Here is a 760-nt window from a genome sequence, read left to right as displayed (position 1 = left end):
TCTCGCAGTGGGCGTCGTGACCGCCATCGTCGTTGCTGCGCTGCCCTTCGTGGTCGGCGCCGCGGGCGGCAACTACTGGGTGCGCGTGCTCGACTTCGCGATGCTCTACGTGATGCTCGCGCTGGGCCTGAACGTGGTGGTGGGCTTCGCCGGCCTGCTGGATTTGGGCTACATCGCGTTCTACGCGGTGGGCGCCTACACGGCCGCGCTGCTGACTTCGCCGCACCTCGCGAATCAGTTCATCTGGATCGCGAACATGTTCCCGGGCGGCATGCATACGCCGTACTGGATCGTGGTGCCGTGCGCCATGGGGCTCGCCGCGATCTTCGGCGTGCTGCTCGGCGCGCCGACGCTGCGTCTGCGCGGCGACTACCTCGCGATCGTGACCCTGGGCTTCGGGGAAATCGTTCGTATCTTCATGAACAACCTCGCCCGTCCGGTGAACATCACCAACGGGCCGCAGGGCATTACCGGTGTCGCGCCGCTGCAGGTGTTCGGCTTCAACCTCGCGCAGCCGCACGAGATCCTCGGCTTCACTTTCACCTCGGTGTACATGTACTACTACGTGTTCGTGATCTGCGCGCTGCTCGTGATCTGGGTGTGTACGCGTCTGCAGCACTCGCGCATCGGCCGCGCATGGGCCGCGATCCGCGAAGACGAAATCGCCGCCAAGGCCATGGGCATCAACACCCGCAACGTCAAGCTGCTCGCGTTCGCGATGGGCGCGTCGTTCGGCGGTCTGTCGGGCGCGATGTTCGGT

General features: G+C 65.5%; 1 protein-coding gene. It reads left to right on the top strand.

What is annotated here, in order from left to right; genetic code table 11:
* Nucleotides 1-760 (top strand): ABC transporter permease subunit (locus U5A58_RS40405; protein ID WP_415774371.1); only part of this gene is annotated, 760 nt, incomplete at both ends.

Origin of the sequence: Paraburkholderia sp. J7 (assembly GCF_905220155.1) — a bacterium.
In the GTDB taxonomy this organism is placed as follows: domain Bacteria; phylum Pseudomonadota; class Gammaproteobacteria; order Burkholderiales; family Burkholderiaceae; genus Paraburkholderia.
This window is presented reverse-complemented; position numbering and strand designations above follow the sequence as displayed.